The sequence below is a fragment of the Streptoverticillium reticulum genome, from assembly GCF_047456005.1.
GTDB lineage: Bacteria > Actinomycetota > Actinomycetes > Streptomycetales > Streptomycetaceae > Streptomyces > Streptomyces reticulum.
This window is the reverse complement of the sequence record NZ_CP179755.1, coordinates 5911661-5927275: the sequence shown is the minus strand read 5'-3', so window position 1 is coordinate 5927275 and position 15615 is coordinate 5911661. Positions and strand designations below refer to the sequence as shown.

Below are 15615 nucleotides of genomic sequence, written 5' to 3'. Positions count from 1 at the left end.
TGACGGCGGTTCAACCCCGCTTCTGGGCAAGCCCGTCGAAGTGATATCAATGGGTCTGCCGGTCCGAGCGCAGGGGGCAATGACAAGGCGCCATCAGGCCAGCATGGATACTCGGGGGAGGTCCGACCAGCCATTCCCGGTTCCTTGCCGGACAGGCACGCGTGCACGTTTTGTGCCGCGCGATTTCCTATCGCTTTCCATGCGATGTTTTATCGCATTGTTCACGCAAGGGACCTGAAGAACCGTGAAGTTGACCTTCCGCATGCTCGCCGCCGGTGCTGTTGCTGCTGCCGCCGTGCTGGCCGGACCGGCCGCGGCCTTCGCCGACACCCCGCCCACCGGCGTCGAGGACTTCCAGTACCCGCAGGCCGACAAGATCTTCAAGGAGCGGGGCATCAAGCTGAAGACCGGTGACGGGCACATCGTGCTCGCCACCTGCGGGAGCCGGCCCGGCCTCATAGAGGTCGAGGCGCGGGGCATGCAGGACAGGGACCCGGTCGGCCACGGCATCTTCTGCTTCCGCGTCACCGGCAAGACCGGCTACCTCAGCCTGGAACTCCCCTCGGTCTACGGCGTGGTGGGCAATGACTACGACGTGAACGTCAACATGCAGACATCCACCGAGACGAAGTCCTTCCCGGTCGACAAGAACAAGTGGACCGCGGTCGGCGAGCCCGCCGACCCGCAGCGCCGCGACTTCACCCTGCTGGAGATCGTCGCCAAGAGGTAGGCGCAGAACACCGCCCCACCTCTTCAGGACTCCAGCAAGGAAACTCCTCATGCCAAGCAGACGTTCACGCGTCGCATGGACGGCCGTCCTCATCGCCGCCTCCGTCACCACCGGTGTCATGACGGCCGCCCCCGCCAACGCCGTCGTCGGCGACGAGGCCAAGGACGGTCAGTACACCTTCACCGCCCAGCTCGACATCGGCAGCGGCGCCGGCAAGCGCAGCTGCACCGGTGCGCTGGTGGAGAGCCAGTGGGTGCTCACCGCAGCCAGCTGCTTCTCCGACGACCCGGCCCAGGGCTACCGCATCCCCGCCGGCGCGCCGAAGGCGAAGACCATCGTCACCGTCGGCCGCACCGACCTGACCACCGAGACCGGCACCACCGTCGACGCCGTCGAGCTCGTCCCCCGCGGGGACCGCGACCTCGTCATGGTCCGGCTCGCCAAGCCGGTCGCCGACATCGCGCCCGTCTCCGTCGGCAGCTCCGCGCCCCAGCAGGGCGAGGGCGTCCGCGTGGCCGGCTACGGCCGCACCCAGGACGAGTGGGTCCCGACCCGCCTGCACTCCGCGGCCTTCACCGCCGGTGCGGTCTCGGCCGGCACCGTCGACCTCGCGGGCAAGCCCGCCGAGGCCACGACCTGCCCGGGCGACGACGGCGCCCCGGTCTTCCGTGAGAAGAACGGCACCTTCGAGCTCGTCGCCGTCAACACCGGCTCCTGGCAGGGTGGTTGTTTCGGATCGGACGACGCCGAGAAGCGGGCCGGCGCCACCGGCACCCGTGTCGACGACGTCGCGGACTGGATCCGGCAGACGTACGTCCGCACCCTGCTCTCCCGCGCCGACTGGAAGAACGCCTCCTACCTGGCCTCCGGTTACTTCACCGGCAAGGGCGCGGCCGACAGCAAGCGCCGCATGGACCTCTTCGTCGTCTGGAAGGACGGCTCGGCCTCCCTCTACCAGGGCTCCGACGGCAGCGACCCGAAGTACCCGTTCACAGCGGAGTACAAGCTCGCCGGTGCCGGCAGCTACTGGAAGGACGCCCGCGCCGTCACCGGCGGCAAGTTCACCCAGGACGGCTCCGAGGGCCTCACCGTCCGCTGGGCCAGCGGCAAGCTCTCGACGTACACCCATGTCGACGAGAACGGCTTCCACGACGAGAAGGCCCTCGCCTACTCCGACACCTGGAAGCACGCCCGTCTGATCACCGCCGGCCGCTTCGCCACGAACAACCTGCGCGACGACCTGCTCGTCCTGTGGGACGACGGCTCGACGTCGATGTACTCCGACACCGGGAAGAACGGTGTCTCCAAGGAGACCCAGCTGACCAAGGCGGACAAGGGCTGGGAGAACGCCGTCGAGATGAACGCCGGTGAGTTCACCGGCAAGAAGACCTCGGACCTGATGATCCGCTGGAACGACGGCCAGACCCAGCTCTTCCCGGGCGTCGACACCGCCGGCTACCACGGCCGCACCCAGCTCCGCCCCGAGCACTCGGCCTGGGGCGGCGCCGCGCAGATCACGGTCGGCAACTTCACGGACGCCAACGGCCACCCCGACGACATCCTCATCCGCTGGAACGACGGCAACCTCAGCTACTACCCGGGCGTGGACGCAAGCGGCACGCACGGCGAAGTCCAGCTGGTCGGCTAGGAGCACACACTCATGACCAACAAGACATCCCGCACCGCGTGGGCAACCACCCTCGCCTCCACGGCCGTTGCCGCCGGCCTGCTCACCGCCGCCCCGGCCCACGCCGTCGTCGGCGACGAGGCCAAGGACGGCCAGTACGCCTTCACCGCCAAGCTCGACATCGGCACCGGCAGCAGCAAGCGCAGCTGCACCGGTGCGCTCGTCGACCAGCAGTGGGTGCTCACCGCCGCCAGCTGCTTCGCCGACGACCCCGCACAGGGCTACCACATCCCCGCCGGCGCACCGAAGCTCAAGACCACCGTCACCATCGGCCGCACCGACCTCTCGGGCAACGGCGGTACGCAGATGGACGCGATCGACCTCGCCCCGCGCGGTGACCGCGACCTCGTCATGGTCCGCCTCGCCAACCGCGTCACGAACGTCGCCCCCGTGACCGTCGGCACCGGCGCGCCCCAGCAGGGCGAGGAGCTGCGCGCGGCCGGCTACGGCCGCACCGCGGACGAGTGGGCCCCCGACCTGCTGCACACCGCCGCCTTCGGCATCGGCAATGTCTCGGCCACCGGCATCGACATCGACGGCAAGACCCCTGCCGGCGCGAGCCTGTGCAAGGGCGACACCGGCGCACCCCTCTTCCGGGAGAAGAACGGCACGTTCGAGCTGGCTGCCATCAACACGGCTTCCTGGCAGGGTGGCTGCTTCGGCTCGGACGACTCCGAGAAGCGGACCGGCGCCACCGGCAGCCGCGTCGACGACGTCAACACCTGGATCCAGCAGCTGCGGCTGACGGGCCGGTCCGGCGAGGTCACCAACGTCCTCACCACCGGCAAGTTCAGCGGCAGCGGCCGCACCGATGTCGCCGCCGTGCTCAAGGACGGCTCGCTCGTCGCCTTCTACACGGGCCCCGACGGAACCCTCCAGTACGGTCGCGAGCTGTGGGGCGACAAGTCCTGGGACGGCAAGAAGCAGATCATCGCCGGTGACTTCAACGGCGACGGCACGACCGACATCATGGCCATCGGCCCCGACGGCATGCTGAAGCTGTACCGCGGCACCGACAGCGGCAAGCTCGCCACCGGGCAGAACACCTGGCGCGACACCTCCTGGGGCAAGATGACGGCCGTCGCCCGCTTCCGCGCGCCCGGCTGGACGCGTGACGGTCTGATCGCGCAGTGGGACGACGGTTCGCTGTTCGCCTACCCGACCGGCCCCGACGGTCTGCTGACCGGCCAGCGGCAGGAGATGTGGGGCGACAAGACGTGGACCAAGCGTCTGCTCGCCACCGGCGACTTCAACGGCGACGGCAAGGACGACATCGCCGCCGTCTCCACGGCCGGCAGCATGGACCTGTACACGGGCAACGCCAAGGGCTCGTTCGACAAGGCCGGCCGCATGTGGAACGACAACACCTGGGACACCATGCAGTTCGCCCTGGGCGGCGACTTCGACGGTGACGGCAAGGGCGACATCTTCGCCCGCTGGGGCCGCGGCGATCTGCGCTGGTACCCCGGCGACGGCAAGGGGCACCTGGGCGACTCCCGCCCGGCGTGGCCGACGAGCTCCTGACGCCGACGCATCGCACGGTCTGCGGCCCCTGCCCCTCCCGGGGCGGGGGCCGCTTGTCGTATACGAGTTGTCGTATACGAACGTCAACTCCCTCTGAAAACTTGTCTGTCGGCAGGCAACCCCGGGTACCCGATTCCCGTGTTCCCCAGTAAGACCCGCGAAACGGTCCACAAGGAGGAAAGCGCCATGAATCGCACGTTCCGCCTCGTCTCCGCCACAGCCCTGGCCGTTGCACTCGGCGCGGGCGTCACGGCCACCGCCGTCGCCGCGCCGACCGCGGCACCGGCCGCCCCGTCCGCCGCCACATCGTCCGTGGCCGCCAAGCCCGCCCTGACCGCCAAGGCCGACGTCGGGTCCGTGGGCGCCTGGCAGAACTTCCATGTCACCGGAAAGGCCATCGGCATAGCGGTCGGCACGAAGGTGACCCTGCAGCAGAAGCAGGGATCCAAGTGGGTCTCGCTGCCCGCGACCGTGTCGGTCGACAAGAACTCCGCCTATTCGATGCGCGTCAAGCTCGGCATCAAGGGGAAGAACTTCCTGCGCATCGTCGGCGGGGGCGCTGTATCGCCCGTGTTTACGGTCACAGTGCACTGACCACGAACAGGACTCATTCCTGCTTGAGGCCCTCCGGTAAACCACCGGAGGGCCTCATGCTTTACTTGTCCATTACCTGTAATTGATTTGGACACAAGGAATCGCATCATGTTCGGCAGACGTTCACGCGCCGCGTGGACCGCAGGAGTTCTCGCTGCGACCGCCACGGCGACGACGCTGACCGCCCTGGCCGCGTCCCCGGCCGCCGCCGTCGTCGGCAGCGCGGCCGAGAACGGGCAGTACGCGTTCACCGCGAAACTCGACATCGGCAATGGCAAGCGCAGTTGCACCGGTGCACTCGTCGACGCACAGTGGGTGCTCACCGCCGCCAGCTGCTTCTCCGACGACCCCGCACAGGGCTACCGCATCACGGCCGGTGCCCCCAAAGAGAAGACCACCGTCACCGTCGGCCGCACCGACCTGACCACCGAGACCGGCACCACCGTCGACGCCGTCGAGCTCACCCCCCGCGGTGACCGCGACCTCGTCATGGTCCGCCTCGCCAAGCCCGTCACCGGCATCTCCCCGGTCACCGTGGGCACCGCCGCGCCCCGCCAGGGCGACGAACTGCGCGTGACGGGCTACGGCCGTACCAAGGACGAGTGGGTCCCCGACCGCCTGCACACCGGACTCTTCGGCGTGGACGCCGTGCGGGACGGCTCCGTCGGGATCAGCGGCAAGGGCGACGCGAGCATCTGCAAGGGCGACACCGGCGGCCCGGCGCTGCGCGAGCAGAACGGCACCGTCGAACTCACCGCCATCAGCAGCACCTCCTGGCAGGGCGGCTGCTTCGGCAACGAGGACGAGACCCGCAAGGGCGCCGTCTCCACCCGCGTCGACGACGTCAACAGCTGGATCCAGCAGCTCCGCCTGACCGGCATGTACGGCGAGCTCACCAACGTCGTCACCACCGCCGACTTCAACGGCGACGGCCGCACCGACGTCGCCGCCGTGCTCAAGAGCGGCCGCCTGGTGGCTTTCTACGCCGGCCCGGACGGCACCCTGGAGTACGGCCGCGAGCTGTGGCACGACAACTCCTGGGACGGCATGCGGAAGATCGTCGGCGGTGACTTCGACGGCGACGGCAAGGCCGACATCGTCGCGGTCGGCAACGACGGAACCCTGCTGTTCTACCGCGGCAACGACCGCGGGACGCTGGACCCCCGCCGGCCCATGTGGCGGGACAAAAGCTGGGGCAGCATGGCTCACATCGCCCGCTACAAGGACGGCTCCTCCGGCCGCGACGGCCTGCTCGCGGTCTGGGACGACGGCTCGCTGTTCTCCTACCCGACCGGCGCCGACGGCATCCTGACCGGGCAGCGCCGCGAGATGTGGCGCGACAAGACGTGGACCAAGAGGCACGTCACCACCGGCGACTTCAACGGCGACGGCCGCGAGGACATTGCCGCGGTCGCGACCGACGGCACGCTGCAGCTGTACGCGGGCAACGCCAAGGGAACGTTCGACAATGCCCGGTCCATGTGGAGGGACAAGAGCTGGGACACCATGCAGTACATCCTGGCCGGCGACTTCGACGGCAACGGCAAGGCCGACCTGACGGCCCGTTGGGGCCGCGGCAATTTGGCCTTCTACGCCGGTGACGGAAACGGTGCGCTTGCCGACGGACGGGCCATGTGGCCCGCCGTGGGCTGACGTTCGACTGCGAGTCGTCCATAGTTGACGGCTGTGCCGCAGATCGATACAGCCCCGCGCCCCCTGGTCGGGGAGCGGGGCTGTCTCACACCTCAGCGCCGCGTCACCCGCAGCGTGCCCTCCGGGGTGAGGGCGGCCACCACCAGCCGCCCCTTCGCGTCCGCCGCCACCGACGGTGCGCCCACGGCCTGTTCGCCGAAGGTCGCCCACTTCGGGCGGGCGTCCTGGCCGAAGCCGCTGGCGCTGAGGCTTCCGGCGTTGTTGCGGCTGACGAGCAGGGCCCGTTCGGCCTTCGCCGGGTCCGCCGCGGCGGCCATCACGCCGTAGCCGCGGGCCGCGAGGCCGAGGGCGAGCTCCTTCCACTGGCCGTCCTTGCCGTCCTTGCCCTCCAGGCGGTAGGCCAGCGGCTTGGCCGTCTTCGGCTGCCGGAACGCCAGCAGCAGGCCGCCGTCGGGCTGCGGCAGCAGCGTCGGCGGGTCGGCCGGCACCGGCAGCTTGCCGTACCTCTCGGCGGCCAGGGCGAAGTCACCGCCGGGACGTTCCTGCACCCAGTGGTGGACCGTGTCGTGCCCCGAACCGACCACGTGGATACGGCCGTCGGTGCCCGTGACCGCACTGAGGCCCTCCTGGACCTCGTCGCCGTGCAGGTCCGTCCACTTCTCGTCCCAACGCCCGTCCGGGGCCTGGCGCTTGGTGCTCACGCCCTTCGCCCACGTGCGGACGAAGACCTGCACGCTGCCGTCCTCGTTGCGGGCGACCACGGGGGCGCCCACGCGGCGGCCGCGGACAGGGTCCTCCTCGGGGTTGCCGAGGGACGTCCAGGCACCGAAGCGGCCCCCGGGGCTCTCCTGCTCCAGGGCGACGATCTCGCGGCGGTTGCCCTGCGCGTCCGCACCCAGCCCGGCGAACCGCTCGGCGAACAGCTGCCAGCGGCCGTCCTTGGTCTGCGAGACGGCGAGGGCGGGCGCGAGCATGCCGCCGCCGAGCAGCTGGGGCGCGCCGAACCTGCCGCTGCCGGGGGCGGTCTCGGTCCACATCGCGGCCTGCTGGTCGAGCACGCCGAACGCCGTCAGCCGGTCGTCGTGCCCGCGCTGCAGCCATGTGGTGGTGCCGGGGTAGCGGACGTTGGTGCTCTGCAGCCAGCCGGTGCCGTACGAGCGGTCCCGGCCGACGTCGTAGTCGCCGCAGCCCGCGGCGAAGCCGCAGCCGAGGGAGGGGTCGCCGCCGTAGGCGTTGAGGACGTCCGCCTTGCCACGCACGAGACCCGGCGGCAGATTGAACGGCCAGCGCTCGTTGTAGTAGCCGCGGTAAGCAGTGACGGTGAAGTGCTTGCCGTCGCCCGGGCCGCGGTAGCGCTCCAGGGCCGCGTAGGTGAAGAGGGCGACCGCCGTGTGGTCCGGGTGGTCCGAGTAACCAGTCTGATCGTGGTGCTGGCGGTGTCTGTGGTCGTGGACCTGCATGTCCGGGTCCGGGTCCATGGTGCGCACCAGGGTGGGCTTGAACCGGTCCAGTACGCCCGCCAGTGCGTCGATGAGCCCGGCGCGGGTGACGGGGCGTGCGTCGCGGACGGTGGAGCCGGTGGACACGCGGGTGCGGGTGGCGGCCTTCGGTTCGGACCACAGGTCCGACAGGCTGGTGTCCTTCCGGCCGGGCGGGTCGTCCTGCGGGACGGCCCGGTTCTTCCCGGCCGGACCCTCGCCGGTGTCGGCCTGGTCCGCCGTGTGCTGGGCGACGCCGAGGAAGACCAGGGTGACGCCGGGGTGGTCGGCCAGGCTGTCCATCTCGCACTGGATGCCGCCGGGCAGGTCCAGGACGGTGCGCTTCCACTCGGCGAGCGGCTTGCCGGCCGCCATCAGCGCGTAGGCCTGGCGCAGGCCCTGCTGGCGGGAGCCTGCGTAGCCCGCGTAGTCCGGCCTCGGCTTCTCCTTCTTGCCGGGCACCTTGTTGAGGCCGTCGGCCTCGCCGCTGGTCACATAGACGCTCACCACGCGGTGGTTGGCGTCGATGGAGTGGCGGACGTCGGGGTTCATGAAGTACAGGTCGTCGTCCGGGTGGGCGATGATCTGCATCGTGACGGCGCCACCGGTGCCGTCGTTGCCGGCCGTCACCTTGGCGCGCACGGCCGGTTCGGTCTTCGCCGCCTCGGGCTTCTTGCCGTGGCCGGACGTGCAGCCTGCTGCGGTCAGGGCGACCATCGCGGACAGCACCAACCTTCTGCTGGGGCCGGAACCTTGACGTCCCGTCACTCGATCATCCGTCCTCTCGGGCGAAGCGCCGGTTGCGCACCGAGCCCTTCTCGTACTGGGAGGCGACGGGGAAGTAGCCGTCCAGGAAGACCGCGAGTGCGTCGGCCTGCTCGTCCTCGGGGACGTCACCGTCGTGGTAGTCGTTGATGCAGAACACGTCGTGGGAGCGCAGCGCCAGCAGGCGGTGCAGGCGCACGTGGTGCTCGCGCAGGCCGACGTTGACGAAGGCGGAGCTGACCGAGCCCGGCATGCTGGTGCCGGTGAAGAGCCCGTACCAGTGGTGCAGGGACGAGGGGATCGCCAGGTCCTCGCGGCTGCGGAACTGTGCCTCGGCGGTGCGCGCCACCTCTTCGGGGAAGCGCTCCTCCAGCTCCGCCAGGACGCTGCGGCGCAGCGGATGCGGGGCGTGCAGGAAGGTGTTGGCGACGGTCTTGCCGAACTCCCGCTCCATCAGGGCCCGGTTGTTCTTCGCGGCCGCGAAGACGAGGTCGCTGTCGAGCGACGGGGCGCCGGCCGGGATGGCGGTGGGCGAGATGAAGCACTTGGCCTTGCCGGAGCCGTGGAAGAAGGACTCGGGCTTCATCGGGCGGCCGAGGAAGACGTCGTCGTTGAAATAGAGGATGTGCTCGGCGATGCCCTCGATGCGGTGGATGCGGCTCTCGATGGCGTGCGAGTTGAAGGAGGGCAGGCGCCCGGTGTCGCCGAAGACCTCCCGGTGGCTGACGACGTGCACCCGGGGGTGGTCGGCGTCGAGCCAGTCGGGGGTCTGGTCGTCGGTGACGAGGTAGATATTGCGCACCCACGGGGCGTGCAGGTCCAACGAGCGCAGGGAGTAGCGCAGTTCGTCGCGGCTGCGGAAGCGGGCGGAGCTGCCGGCCGACTCGGCGGCGAGGATGCCGTGTTCGGCCTGGGTGCGGGCCTTGCGCTCCAGCCAGGCCTCGTCCGTGCCGTCGACCCAGGTGTAGACGACGTCGACGGGGAAGTCGATGTCGTCGACGAAGGTCTTGGTGAACGCCTCGACGGTGCGGTACTTGCGCTCGCCGATGGTGATGTCGGCGGTGCGCTCCAGCTCGACGCGCGGGAAGGTGGCGCCGTAGCGGGTGCCGGCGGGGACGGTGACGGTGGTCTCGTCGTCCTCGGTGTCCTGCCAGAACACGATGTTGCAGCCGTAAATGCCGCTGATGCGCAGCTGCTCCTTGCCGGTGAGCACCGGCCGGAAGACGCGGACGATGTTGCAGTCGCCGGGGACGGCCGTCGAGGTCGCGAACGAGGCGAGGACGGTGCGCAGCACGGCGCCGCGGTCGTTGAGGAAGCCGGCGTAGACCGGTTCGTCGCGGTAGCGCTCGGCGAAGGCGCGCAGGAACGCGTTCCGGTGGGTGCCGTCGACGAGGACGGAGTGCCGCAGCTGCGGGTTCGGGGTGAGGACGTACGGAATCCCCAGCTCGTCCAGCACCGCCACCGTGAGGTCGAGGTTGTCCTGCATGACCTCGAACGGCGTGGTGTTCTCCCGGATCAGGGAGATCTGGCCGCCGGCCCGCTTGACGTCGGGGCGGGCCGCCTCGATGCGGACCTCGTGGGCCTTGTGGGCCACGTCGGAGTGCGGGCGGTCGATGCCCTGCGGGACCGCCGCGCCGGTGATGCCGCCCTGGGCGTCGGCGGCGGCCTGGAGGGTGCGGCGGCGGGCCTTGTCGGCGGTGCGGGTGCCGCCGGCGCGGTGGGCGGCGAGCTCCTTGAGCAGGGCGTTCCACTCGTCGGCGACCTCGCCGTCGGTGTACCGCTCGGAGGTCTTGAGGGCGGCGGCGCCCATCTGCTTGCGCAGCTCGTCGTCGTCCATCAACGTGGCGAGCGCGTCGGCCAGTTCCGTCTCGTCGCCGAGCGGGACGAGGAGCCCGTCGTGGCCGTCGGTGAGTATCTCGGCGGGGCCGTTGGGGCAGTCGTAGGCGACGACCGGGACGCCGGCCGCCTGGGCCTCGACGAGCACCAGGCCGAAGGCCTCGACGCGGGAGGTGAGCATGGCGACGGACGCCTTCGCCCACTCCTCGGTCATGTTGGGGGTGCTGCCGACGAGCTGCACCTGGTCGGCGATGCCGAGCTGGTTGGCGAGGTTCTTGAGCGCCCGCATGCGGGGGCCGTCGCCGAGGATGCGCAGGGTCCAGCGGGGGCGGTCGAGGGCGACGGCGGCGAAGGCGCGCACCGCGTGCTCGATCTGCTTCTCGGTGGCCAGGCGCGCGCCGAGCACCACGGTGCGGGTCTGCAGCGTGGACTGCGGGCGGTAGCCGCTGGGCAGGGCGTTGCCGATGGCGGCGAGACGGGGGGCGCAGGCGCCGAGGGTCTCGGCGAACCAGTCGCGGGTGGCTCCGGTGAGGGCGACCAGGGCGTCGATGGCGGAGCTGTACATCCGCAGCGGCTCGCCGGAGGGACCGCGCAGCTCGGAGACGCGGTGGTCGAAGTGGACGGTGAGGACGTGCGGCGGGGCGAGCTGGGCCATGTAGGCCATCAGCGCGGGCGTGCTGGAGATCAGCACGTCGGCGTCGATCGTGCGCAGGGCCTCGGTGAGCTCGATGTCGGTGAGGCGGCTGAAGTCCGACTCCCAGGAGGCGTCGACCAGTTCGCTGGGGGTGGCGGCCAGGCGCTTGTAGGCGGCGGCCATGCCCTCGGCGGTGTCGGGCTCGACGGGGCGCTGCTGGTCGCCCTTCTTGTCCACGAGGTAGCGCACGGGCACCGCGCCGCTGCCGAAGAACGTCTCGCCGGTGGTGCGGAAGATGCTGAGGATCTCCACGTCGTGCTGCTTGGCGAGCAGCTCGGCGAGGGTCATCGTGGCGCGTTCGGTGCCGCCCATCAGGTCGGCGTAGGTCAGCAGAAAGGTGATTTTCACGTGCGGCCTTCGTGGTCTGCGGCGGTCCGGGTGGCTGGGGCCGTCATGGGGTGACGGAGGTGCGCGGGGTACAGACGAGCTGGAGCGCGCCGCGGCGGGTGTACTGAGGCTTGACGCGGACGAAGGTGCCGTCCGCGGCGCGCACGGTGAACGCGGCCGGGGTGAGCACCTTGCGGGGCGTCCGCAGGTCGTGGTCGTGGCGGCCGAGGTCCAGCCCCCGCCCGCGGCGGTTCTGGCCGGGCAGGCGGAATGTCCAGACCTGGCGGCCGGAGGTGCCGGTCATCTCGGCGAGGGGGACGGACACCCGCCAGGCGCTGTCGTCGCCGGGCAGGGGTTCGGCGGTGCGGCGCAGCACGCGGCGGCGCTGCTGCTCGACGGCCTCGACGACGGGCCGGGCGCCGCGCGTGCTGTCGGCGGCCGGGCCGTGGACGGCGAAGAGCAGGCCGGCCCCGGTGAAGGAGCGCTCGATGCGCAGCACCTCGGCCCGGGAGAGGGCGGGGGCGACGGTGAGCCGCAGCTGGCCGGAGGCGGTGATGCCTATGTGGTGGCGCCGTCCGGTGTGCGGGCAGACGGCGAGGGCGCGGGTGGGGCCGGAGAAGCCGGGCGCGCCGTCGCCGAGCAGGCGCAGGCGGACGGAAGAGGGGGCGGCGTCCAGCTCCAGGGCGAGGGTCCAGCGGCCGGTGCCGAGGGGCAGGCCGCCGATCGTGTCGCCGAGCAGCACGGTCGCGCTGACGCAGGGCCGGCCGGCGTCGTCGCGGTGGGCCCGGGCCTCGGCGCGCAGCTCCGTGGTGCCCTGGGCGAGGACGAGCCGGACGGGGACGTCCTCGGGGGCGCCGGCCGGGAGCTCGGCGTGCAGGTTCAGGGTGTGGCCGTCCAGGACCGCCGCGTAGCGGACGCGGGCGGCGGAGCCGTGGGCCGCGGGCATGAGCACGGAGTCGACGAGGGTGTCGCGGCCGGTCGCGACACCGGAGCGGACACCGTCGCGCACGGCGGCGCCGACCTTCAGGACGGGGCTGCGGCGCAGGGCGATGCGCGCGGACTTCTTGATCACGCGCAGGGCGTGGCGGGGGGCGCTCACGGGCGTGCCCCGCGCGCGCTCGGCCGGTCCTCGGGAGTCATGATCTGGAAGTCCACCCCAACAGGGTAATCGGACCCCCGAAGTGAAGAGGAGCGGTTCCGGCCCGGCGGCCGAGATCCGTTACGGGTCTACAATCAAAGGAAAGGTAAATTTTTCGGACGGGTGCCGCGGCCTGCGAAACCCCGCCGCAACGCATCCGCCCTTGCCGCGACAGCTGATCGTCATTCCGAGGCCACTGCGGTGCGCCCCTGGGGGATCCCCAAGGAAATTGCACCCAGTTGAGCATCTCTGATAGTTACTTGGAGATCTGTTTGCCGACATAGACCGCTTTGGCATGCCGGTAAGCAAGAGAGGGTGCCCCCACAGCGCACGACCGCGGCTCACCACGGGAAGATCTGGAACGGCCATGACATCGGAAGCCCAGTCGTCACTGCCCGGACGTGGTGAAGCTCTCGTCCCCGCAGCCCGCGCGAACCCCGAGAAGTCCGGCCTGGTCAAGGCCTACCGCCGTCTCCTGCCCGCGAGCACCCGGCGCGCGATAGCCCAGCGGGTCTCCGTGGAGACCCGCGGCGCCCTCATGCAGCACATGGCCAGTTCGCTCGACCTCCAGCAGCGCGGCCAGAAGCTCCGCGGCAAGGTCCTCCAGCGCCGCTACGCCGCCCACCTCGACGAGGCCCTGCCCCGCGTGGTGCTCGTCGACGGCAAGGCCCGCATCGCCCTGGTCGACCCCGCCCCCACCCCGCAGGCCGCCCGCGCCGACGCGCTCGCGCTCGTCTGCACCACCCTCGAACACGCCGGGATCGACCACTTCTGCGTGCGCACGGAGCCGGGCGAGGCCCCCTCCGTCGCCGTCTCCGCCGCCGACCGCGGCCGGGTCCAGCAGGAGCTGGCCCGCCTGTGCCGCCGCATCCCCGGCTACGCCGCCCCCGTCGGCCGCGAGGGCACCCCCGGCGTGCCGCACCCCGGCTTCGTCCACGGCACCTGGCGCCGGCTGCAGTCCGCCCCCGTGACCCGCGTCACCTGGTACCGCACCCTCGCCGAGGGCGAGCTGGTGCTGGGCCAGGAGCACGGCTGCGACATCGAGTACTGGAAGCCCGAGAACGGCCCCGACGGCGCCTGGCTCGTCGCCCCGCGCCGCAACGTCGTCACCGCGGAGGTCGCAGCGAGCGCCGCCCCCGTGGACGCGCCCGCCGAGCTCTTCACCGGACCGCTCGCCCTCGGCGGCGAGGACACCGCGGCCCCCCACCGCACGGTGCACACCCGCCCCGAGTTCACCATCCGGCTGCCGCAGGACATCCCTTTCCCCATCGACGTCGTCTACACCTGGGTCGACGGCGCCGACCCCGCCTGGGCCGAGCGCCGCTCCCGCGCCCTGCGCGAGGCCGGCGGCAGCGAGTCCCACCACGAGGAGGCGGTGAACGCCGCCCGCTTCCTCAGCCGCGACGAGCTCAAGTACTCCCTGCGCTCGCTACACCAGTACGCCCCCTGGGTGCGCAAGGTCTTCCTGGTCACCGACGACCAGACCCCCGCCTGGCTGGACACCTCCCACCCGGGCATCCGGGTGGTCGGCCACAAGGAGATCTTCTCCGACCCCAAGGTGCTGCCGACCTTCAACTCGCACGCCATCGAGAGCCAGCTGCACCACATCGAGGGCCTGTCGGAGCACTTCCTCTACTTCAACGACGACGTCTTCCTCGGCAACCCGCTGACCCCGCAGACGTTCTTCCTCTCCAACGGCCTGACGAAGTTCTTCCTCTCCCCCGCCCTCGTGCCGCTGGGCGACCGCAGCCCCGCGGACGCCCCGGTCGCGGCGGCCGCCAAGAACAACAGAGCCCTGGTGGAGGAACGCTTCGCCACCACCCTCACGCAGAAGATGCGGCACGTCCCGCACGCGCTGCGGCGCTCCATGCTGGACGAGATCGAGGACCGCTACGCCGAGGCCCACGCGGCCACCGCCGCGGCCCGCTTCCGCAGCCCCGACGACCTGTCCGTCGCCTCCTCGCTGCACCACTACTACGCGTACCACCAGGGCCGGGCCATACCGTCCGACCTGCGCTACATGTACATGGACCTGGCCCACCCCAACACGTCCCGCCGCCTCAACCGGCTGCTGGCCCACCGGGACCTGGACATCTTCTGCATCAACGACACGGTCTCGACGGAGAAGGACCTGCAGCGCACCAACGCGCTCATCAGCCCCTTCCTGGAGGGCTACTTCCCGGTGCCGAGCCCGTTCGAGAAGCAGGGCCGCTAGACGAGGGGCTCAAGGGGCTCACCCGATCGGGTGGTCGTATAGCAATACTCGGGCGCGGCCCGCAGGGAAGATCCAACCTGCTGGGTGGACGCAGCCGCCGAGGAGCCAGCCCGATGCCGCCTTCGCCCCAGACGCACCCCGAGATCCTGATCTCCAAACGCGCCGCCGAATTCCTCGGCCGGGCGCCGGAGACCCAGCTGACGCCGAAGCAGGTGCAGAAGGCCCTGCAGATGTCGCACGACACGCAGGGCCGGATCACCGGCCCGCTGAGCGTCGCGCAGTTCCGGCTGCTGCTCGCGCAGCCGCCGGAGTGGCTGCTGGAACACCACCGGGGGCTGGTCGCCAAGGGCATTCCGCAACAGGGGCGCCCGGCGGCGGCGCCGCCGCGTCCCACGGCCTTCGGGCCCCTCTTCCGCGAACCGGCGTTCGCGGAAGAGGATCCGGTGGCCGATTGAGCGCTCGCGGTCGGGTGACTGCGGGCTCGTCGTGGCTGCGCTTCCGGCGGAGCCTAGAGCTGCTGCCTGATCAGGTCCTCCAGCGCCCCCTCCGGCACCTCGCCCTGCGGCGTCAGCCGGTCGACGACCTTCGGCAGGGCCTCGGCCAGCCGGTCGGCGGCCTGCTCCGGGGAGCAGCCCGCCTGCTGCGCCACGTGTTCGAGGGCCTGGTACGGCAGCGCCTGCGCGACCTCGGGCCCGCTGACGGCCGTGTTCGCACCCGACCCCACCCACGACCGGGCCTGCTCGCCCAGCCCGCCCTCGGTCAGCTCCCGCACCAGCCCCTGCAGCGGATTCCCGCCGCCCTGCCCGCTGTCCCCCAGCGTGCCGAGCAGGCCGGCGAGCAGCTTCCCGGACCCGCCCTCCCCCTCACCGATCAGCCCGCCGAGCAGGCTCCCCAGGTCGTTCCCAGCCATACCGGTTGCCTCTGCCTTTCGTGGACGCGGTGGACGCGGTGACATCCAGGGAAGGCCTACCCCC

At 71.1% G+C, this 15615-nt stretch carries 11 protein-coding genes; 7 read left to right on the top strand and 4 right to left on the bottom strand.

Annotated features, from left to right (window positions below; translation table 11 throughout):
* The first annotated feature begins 244 nt into the window (after positions 1-244).
* The 5 genes from ACMATS_RS27300 (at position 245) to ACMATS_RS27280 (ending at position 6188) form a co-directional block, all read left to right on the top strand.
* Positions 245-730, top strand: a complete 486-nt coding sequence (locus tag ACMATS_RS27300; protein WP_414169402.1) for a hypothetical protein — start codon at positions 245-247, stop codon at positions 728-730.
* Between the two features lie 49 nt (positions 731-779).
* Complete coding sequence (locus tag ACMATS_RS27295; RefSeq protein WP_414169401.1) at positions 780-2378, top strand: S1 family peptidase; 1599 nt, start codon at positions 780-782, stop codon at positions 2376-2378.
* Positions 2379-2390: 12 nt separating this feature from the next.
* Entirely contained in the window at positions 2391-3941 is a 1551-nt protein-coding gene (locus tag ACMATS_RS27290; protein WP_414169400.1) for a S1 family peptidase, read from the top strand.
* 186 nt (positions 3942-4127) lie between these two features.
* Positions 4128-4535 carry a hypothetical protein gene (locus ACMATS_RS27285; protein ID WP_390777788.1) on the top strand — a complete coding sequence of 136 codons (408 nt, stop codon included), beginning with the start codon at positions 4128-4130 and terminating at the stop codon, positions 4533-4535.
* A gap of 108 nt (positions 4536-4643) precedes the next feature.
* Positions 4644-6188 carry a trypsin-like serine protease gene (locus ACMATS_RS27280; RefSeq protein WP_414169399.1) on the top strand — a complete coding sequence of 515 codons (1545 nt, stop codon included), beginning with the start codon at positions 4644-4646 and terminating at the stop codon, positions 6186-6188.
* A gap of 92 nt (positions 6189-6280) precedes the next feature.
* On the opposite strand, the gene ACMATS_RS27275 is transcribed toward ACMATS_RS27280, so the two are convergent.
* Genes ACMATS_RS27275 through ACMATS_RS27265 form a run of 3 tightly spaced genes read right to left on the bottom strand, consistent with a single transcriptional unit; the run spans position 6281 to position 12387 of the window.
* Positions 6281-8434: a PIG-L family deacetylase gene (locus tag ACMATS_RS27275; protein WP_414169398.1), complete on the bottom strand. Its 2154-nt coding sequence runs from the start codon at positions 8432-8434 to the stop codon at positions 6281-6283.
* Positions 8435-8438: 4 nt separating this feature from the next.
* Positions 8439-11309 (bottom strand): stealth conserved region 3 domain-containing protein, encoded by a 2871-nt coding sequence (locus ACMATS_RS27270; RefSeq protein WP_414169397.1) that lies wholly within the window; start codon positions 11307-11309, stop codon positions 8439-8441.
* Positions 11310-11352: 43 nt separating this feature from the next.
* Entirely contained in the window at positions 11353-12387 is a 1035-nt protein-coding gene (locus ACMATS_RS27265; protein WP_414169396.1) for a hypothetical protein, read from the bottom strand.
* A gap of 406 nt (positions 12388-12793) precedes the next feature.
* On the opposite strand from ACMATS_RS27265, the gene ACMATS_RS27260 reads away from it, so the two are divergent.
* Positions 12794-14641 (top strand): stealth family protein, encoded by a 1848-nt coding sequence (locus ACMATS_RS27260; RefSeq protein ID WP_414169395.1) that lies wholly within the window; start codon positions 12794-12796, stop codon positions 14639-14641.
* 113 nt (positions 14642-14754) lie between these two features.
* On the top strand, positions 14755-15096 hold the full coding sequence (locus tag ACMATS_RS27255; RefSeq protein WP_414169394.1) for a hypothetical protein: 342 nt from the start codon (positions 14755-14757) through the stop codon (positions 15094-15096).
* 53 nt (positions 15097-15149) lie between these two features.
* On the opposite strand, the gene ACMATS_RS27250 is transcribed toward ACMATS_RS27255, so the two are convergent.
* Complete coding sequence (locus ACMATS_RS27250; RefSeq protein WP_414169393.1) at positions 15150-15596, bottom strand: YidB family protein; 447 nt, start codon at positions 15594-15596, stop codon at positions 15150-15152.
* Between the last annotated feature and the right edge of the window lie 19 nt (positions 15597-15615).